This window comes from Chamaesiphon sp. OTE_20_metabat_361, from assembly GCF_031364565.1.
Map to the genome: position 1 here is coordinate 1 of NZ_JANLWO010000348.1, position 6,056 is coordinate 6,056.

Here is a 6,056-nt window from a genome sequence, read left to right on the forward strand (position 1 = left end):
TGTCAGTCTAATACTCCCATTTGGGGTAGTTAGATGGACATTTGTCTACCTAATACCGGAAAAATGGGGTATCATACGGACATTCGTCTTGTCTCAAACGCACGCTGAGGGAGCCTCAGCGCGATTTGAGCCGCTTTCTACCTAACACCCCCAGGATATTTAGGCTGAATTAATTCAGTCTAATTCCCCCTGAGAATAATTTTTGGAGTTCGGTATTCTTTGTAATAATCTTTGATGAAACTAACGATTAAGAGAGTTCATCAACGCTTCAGGATAACGAGTACCCGCAGCAGCACCGATCGGCATAACTGCTTCAATCTGTTGCAGTTCGGCAGCAGTTAACACAATATCTAAGGCTCCCACATTTTCATGCAGTCGCACTTGACGTTTCATGCCAGGAATCGGGATGATGTCCTCACCTTTTGCCAACAGCCAAGCGAGGGCAAGTTGGGCAGGCGTACATTGCTTTTGGGTCGCAATTTCCTTAATTTTTTCAACCAATTCTAAGTTGCGATAAAAATTCTCGCCTTGAAAGCGGGGACTGTGCCGCCGCCAATCGTCTGGTGGGAAGTTATCGGGAGATTGAAAGGCTCCCGTCAAAAATCCGCGCCCCAGTGGTGAGTAAGCAACTAAGCTCGTACCCAATTCTCGACACGCGGGCAACAGATCGGTTTCCGGCTCCCGCGTCCAGAGACTGTATTCGGTTTGCAGCATGGCGATCGGATGTACCTGAGCTGCTCGCCGGAGGGTGTCAGCACCCGCTTCTGAGAGTCCCGCATAGCGCACTTTACCGTCTTGAATCAGGTCGGCGTTCGCGTAGCGTCGGCTCTGCCGAATCGCACCCACCGTGTCCTCGATCGGGACATGCGGATCGACTCGTGCGGGATAGTAAAGATCGATGTAGTCCACCCCCAACCGTTGCAAGCTATAGGCTAAAAAATTCTGCACAGCCACCGGACGGCTATCTTCACCGTTAAAGCCACCTTTGTGGTCGCGTAGTGCTCCGAACTTCACGGCAATAAATACTTTGTCGCGGGGAACCCCTTTGATGGCTTCGCGAATCAGCAATTCATTGTGACCCATGCCATAAAAGTCACCTGTGTCGAGAAAGTTAATCCCGATGTCGTTGGCGTAGCCACGCCGAGAGGTAATCGCGGCTCGAATCGTGGCGATACTTTCAGCATCATCATTTTGGCGATCGCCATAGAAGTCGGACATGCCCATACAGCCCAATCCTACTGCCGAGACTTGCGCGTCTGTCTTTCCCAGTTGGCGATATTTTATCATCTTGCTCCCGATAATTAACGATTTCTTTTCTACCTTCTGTTTATTAATCGCGATCTCAGGTCGCTACACTACGAATTACGAGTCTGAAACAGCATGTCAGCATTCCCATGTTCGACAGCGTAGCGGAGGGGTTTGCATCGCTCTACCACGACCTCTTCGACCGTTGGCTGGTTGGCGAGGATGTCCATCACTTCGGTAATGAATTCATTGAGTGGCATGGCGCGAGGATCGGTCAGTTGCCGTGCGCCGCTGAGTGGGGTCTGCACATAAGGCGGAATAATCTCGATCGCCTCGGTGGTGGTGCCTTTGAGCTGGTGGCGTAGCGATACCGAGTAGGAATGGATCGCCGCCTTAGTCGCGCTGTAGGTGGGGGTCGCTGCGTTCGGGACAAAACCCAGCCCCGACGAAACCGTGAGAATGGTAGAGCGCGGCTGAGTTTGCAGCAGTGGCAGGAGTGCCGCTGTCAGGCGAATGGGGCCAAGGAGGTTGGTGGTGACGATCGCCTCGGCATCCGCTAGATAATCTGGCGGCGATTTGAGATCTTCTGCTTTCGAGATTCCAGCATTGTTAATCAAAACATTCAGCGCTGGGTAGTCTCGATCGATTTGCCGACCAAACGAACGGATGCTGTCTGGGTCATCGATATTCAGCAGCAGGGATTCGATCCCAGGATGAGCAGATGTCACCTCATCTAACGCTTGTTGTCGCCGACTGGCAATAATTACCCGATTGCCTAGTTTGTGAAAGGACTCAGCAAGTCCGCGACCGATTCCCGATCCGCCGCCCGTAATGAGAATTGTGTTTCCGGTAATTTGCATGGTAGTCTCCTAAATTTTTCCTGAACGAGGAAATCTATTGATATTCATTTTGTTCGGCATTCATTTCCCGATTCAGTCGTTGGAGTGCTGGCATAGCAATCAGCATCACCGCAACAGCTACCAGTACTTGAACCGTACCCGACCAATAGGGAGCCGATGGACTGACGGATTCGTATAGCCAACCCGCCCACAGCGGCCCGATGACTTGCGCTAGTGCCATCACCGCCGCAATACTACCCTGTACCCGCCCTTGTCCCAAGCTATAGATCGCCATTCCGGCATATAGCAATCCTATTTGAGAAGCTTATTTTATAGTACAATTATATTAAACAGTTAACAATCGATATTTAAGTAATGGATAATCCGCTAATAAAACAGCAAGAAGAACATGACCAAATAGCTAGCCTGGAGAACTTGATTAAGAACAATACAGATCCCAGAGAATTGAAAAGATCTTTAACTGTAAAAATGGCTATTGAAGGATACCATGAGCAAATAATAGCACAACTATTAGGCGTAAGTAAAAATTTTATCGGAGACTGGAAGAAAGCTTTCAAAGTTAGAGGAATAGCAGGAATTAAGCTCTAATATAAAGGGGCGAAAGGGAAATTAACAACCGAATAGAGAGCAGAAATAATTGAGTGGTTTAAAATAAAGACTACTGGCATTTAGACGAATCGATCAATCATATAGAAGAAAAATATGAGGTTGTCTACAAATCAAAGCAGAGTTATTACGACCTATTTGAGCAAGCGAAAATTAGCTGGAAAAGAACTCAAAAAGTCAATCCTAAATTTGATGAGGATCTCGTAAAAAAGCGGAGTCGTGCCGTCTGGGTTCCCCAGACATGGCAAAGACCCAAGCAAAAGAGAATAGAGATTAATGAATTTTTAGCTAAACACAAGACGGAGATTGAACTAGGAGAGATGGTAGCAGTCTTTATAGATGAGTGTCACTTGCTCGGTGGAGACGTTTGTGGATATGTATGGGGACAAACTAATAGCAGGATGGAAATTCTCATCAAGAGTGAAAAAGATCGGCAAACTTATTTTGGGGCACTGAACTATCAAAGCAAAGAGTTTACAATTGAGGCCTATCCAGCAAGAAACGGTGAATCGACAGTTAAATTTGTTAAGAATCTACAGCGTAAATATCAGCGCAAAAAAATCGTCTTAATTTGGGATGGAGCTAGTTACCATAAATTTGGTGAATTTCGAGAATATTTGGCTCAGGTGAATCAAGCAAGCTTGGCAGATAATCTAGAGATTACTTGTATTTTATTTGCTCCAAGCGCTCCCCAGCAAAATCCGGTCGAAGATATTTGGCTACAAGCGAAGAACTTCTTGAGGAAATACTGGTATTTGTGCAAGTCATTCTGGGCTGTCAAAAAGCTGTTTGAATTGTTTTATGACTCTTCAAAATTTGATTTTTCCAAGATACATCAGGATCATTTTTCTCAGGAACTCAAATAGGATTGCTATAGTGAACCAAAAACTTGATACCTCCCTAGACTTGACCATTGATTTTCAGAAATGCAGCTTTCTGAGTCATCTTGGGGTGGCGTTTCTTGGCGGACTCAGCCATCATGTTCGATCGAAAGGCGGACAGTTACACTTCGACTGGAACACATTACAGCCTAAAGTTCACACTAATCTCGCTCAAAATGGATTTTTATTCGGTTTCGATCGAGGGATAGAGCCTTGGAGTGGCAATTCTATTCCTTATCGCCAAGATCTATACAGAACAAATATACTATAGTGGGATACCTGCTAAATAATTGGTTAGAAAAAAGCTGGGTCAATATTAGCTCTGGCTTACAGGGTGCGATTGCTGGCAGTGTTTGGGAAATCTACGCTAATGCCTTTGAACACAGTGACTCCTCACTTGGTGTGTTCAGTTGCGGGCAAAACTACCCCACAAAGAAAGAGCTACACCTAACCATTGTTGATTTTGGGCAGGGCATAGCCAATAACGTTCGATGCTCGATTTTCAGGGAACACTGATAAATATAGCCTTCAAATGCGATGAGTCATATTATTGCCTAGCATCAGAGGTTAATAGCGGGGTGAAGAAACGATTTTAGAAACAGAGGAGAAAAGCAATGCGTTACATCGTTCATGAAATTACGGGGCAATATGCAATTTCGTTTGACGACGGACAACAACTCTTCGATCTGATTCACCCCTACTCCAGAGTGGACAAACCGTAGAGCTGGACTTTGAAGGAGTCAAAGTTTTTGCGTCGGCATTTTTCAACGTCGCCATCGGACAGCTTTTGCAGGATATTCAGTCTGATACTCTCAACGAGAAACTGATAATTGAGAACCTATCCCCCCATGGTGAAACCGTTCTATCGCAGGTGATTGACAATGCCAAGCCTTACTATTCAGATCCCGCTCATCGTCAAGCTGTCGATACCGTTATGGAGGAATACGCCGCCAGCTTCTAGATTATGACGATACAGTTCGATGTTCAAGCTGAGGTTGTTGACATTCTCTCAGATCGCCCACAGCAATCAGATATCTTTCTCGTTGATACGAACGTGTGGGTTTGGCAAACCTACCCTAATGCCATGGACTATGTGACTGTCCCAAATATTCAACTATTTACCAGTAATATTCAGGTGATTAAATTAGCAAAACTACAAGGTAAGTTATTACGCCGCTAAATACATCAAACCAGGTGAGCGGGAAAACAAATCACGAAAATATATCAAATATCTACCCTTTCGGGTTTGATGTTTATTTGACAGGTAAGTCCCTAATCGGGGCTAAAATTCTGAAATCATTGCTACAACTGCTTTCCTTATTTGACTAGAAAGTCATCGCTGAGTTTTGAAGATTGCCAGCCTCGCTACTAGACTGGGTTCGATCGCGGCACCGTTATCATAAAGACGATCGAGCTACAATCTCATCAGATGCTGTTGAGACGACCGAGTCGCATTACAGAAAATTAATATCGATCGCGATTCCTAGCCACCACTGGGTAAATCTCGATATAATTCATAGCATCAGGATGAAAAACTTAGGGTAAAGAGGGTGACTGTCATGAATGTTTTTACTCAGCATACTTAAATATTTCCACTAGACAATAGTGTCAGCCCAAATTCATCCAAGTCCTTGTGTTCTATCCTTCACCCTTGAATTCACTAGCTAGGGGTACGTGGTTTAAACTCATCTGTGGTGCTAGCTTTGGACATTTGCCAGCCATCCGCAGTTTGGCGATCGCTTATACATTAGCTGGCGCTGATTGTATCGATGTTGCTGCGGATCTTGCAGTCATCACCGCAGCGAAAGATGGCATCAGTACTGCTCGAAAATTAGCGCAGACAAATGCTGATGCGGGAAATTCATGTTTAGATTTCCCGTGGTTGATGGTGAGTTTAAATGATGGTGCAGACCCGCATTTTCGCAAAGCAGCATTCGATCCATCACAATGTCCGGCTGATTGTCCGCGTCCGTGCGAACGGATTTGTCCGGCGGATGCCATTGACGATCGAGGAGTTGTCGAGAGTCGCTGCTATGGCTGCGGGAGATGTTTGCCAATCTGTCCGCTAGGGTTAATTGTGACTCACGATCGATCGGCAACACCCAACAGCATTCTCCCCTATCTCACAGCGGAGGATGGCATCGACGCGATCGAAATTCATACTCAGTCTGGACACTTGGACGAATTTAGGCAGCTATGGAGTATCCTCGCTCCAGTCGCACACCACCTCAAATTGCTGGCGATTAGTTGTCCCGATAGTGATGAATTAATCACATACCTGCGATCGATTCACGATACCATTGCCGCCACTTACCACCCGCGCCCCCTCCCATTTGCGCTGCTGTGGCAAACCGATGGTAGACCGATGAGTGGCGATATCGGCGCGGGAACGACTCATGCAGCCATCAAACTCGGTGAAAAAGTCTTAGCCGCTCACCTCCCAGGCTACGTGCAGCTAGCTGGC

General features: G+C 46.2%; 8 protein-coding genes and 1 pseudogene. 6 read left to right on the plus strand and 3 right to left on the minus strand.

All coding sequences use genetic code 11. The features are described 5' to 3' along the window. Positions 1-240 precede the first annotated feature (240 nt). The 3 genes from RMO35_RS10130 to RMO35_RS10140 all read right to left on the minus strand — a co-directional run bounded on the left by RMO35_RS10130 (position 241) and on the right by RMO35_RS10140 (position 2,379). The gene (locus RMO35_RS10130; RefSeq protein ID WP_396135642.1) at positions 241-1,284 is read right to left on the minus strand and encodes an aldo/keto reductase; all 1,044 of its coding nucleotides are present in this window, start codon (positions 1,282-1,284) and stop codon (positions 241-243) included. 71 nt (positions 1,285-1,355) lie between these two features. Beyond that, positions 1,356-2,105, minus strand: a complete 750-nt coding sequence (locus RMO35_RS10135; protein ID WP_309740870.1) for an SDR family oxidoreductase — start codon at positions 2,103-2,105, stop codon at positions 1,356-1,358. Between the two features lie 34 nt (positions 2,106-2,139). Beyond that, the gene (locus RMO35_RS10140) at positions 2,140-2,379 is read right to left on the minus strand and encodes a hypothetical protein (RefSeq protein WP_309740872.1); all 240 of its coding nucleotides are present in this window, start codon (positions 2,377-2,379) and stop codon (positions 2,140-2,142) included. Positions 2,380-2,459: 80 nt separating this feature from the next. Between RMO35_RS10140 and RMO35_RS10145 the strand changes: the two genes are divergently transcribed. The 6 genes and pseudogenes from RMO35_RS10145 to RMO35_RS10170 form a co-directional block, all read left to right on the plus strand. Next, positions 2,460-2,693 carry a helix-turn-helix domain-containing protein gene (locus RMO35_RS10145; RefSeq protein ID WP_309740874.1) on the plus strand — a complete coding sequence of 78 codons (234 nt, stop codon included), beginning with the start codon at positions 2,460-2,462 and terminating at the stop codon, positions 2,691-2,693. Positions 2,694-2,770: 77 nt separating this feature from the next. Beyond that, positions 2,771-3,577, plus strand: a pseudogene (locus tag RMO35_RS10150) (IS630 family transposase); the annotation flags it as partial. A gap of 10 nt (positions 3,578-3,587) precedes the next feature. Then, positions 3,588-3,863, plus strand: coding sequence for a hypothetical protein (locus RMO35_RS10155; protein WP_309740877.1), 276 nt, complete (start codon positions 3,588-3,590; stop codon positions 3,861-3,863). Between the two features lie 453 nt (positions 3,864-4,316). Then, entirely contained in the window at positions 4,317-4,553 is a 237-nt protein-coding gene (locus RMO35_RS10160; protein ID WP_309740881.1) for an STAS-like domain-containing protein, read from the plus strand. A 3-nt stretch (positions 4,554-4,556) separates the two neighbouring features. Next, positions 4,557-4,772 carry a hypothetical protein gene (locus RMO35_RS10165; RefSeq protein ID WP_309740879.1) on the plus strand — a complete coding sequence of 72 codons (216 nt, stop codon included), beginning with the start codon at positions 4,557-4,559 and terminating at the stop codon, positions 4,770-4,772. A 453-nt stretch (positions 4,773-5,225) separates the two neighbouring features. Next, positions 5,226-6,056, plus strand: an 831-nt coding sequence (locus RMO35_RS10170; protein ID WP_309740880.1) for an LdpA C-terminal domain-containing domain, incomplete at its 3' end; no start/stop codon positions are given.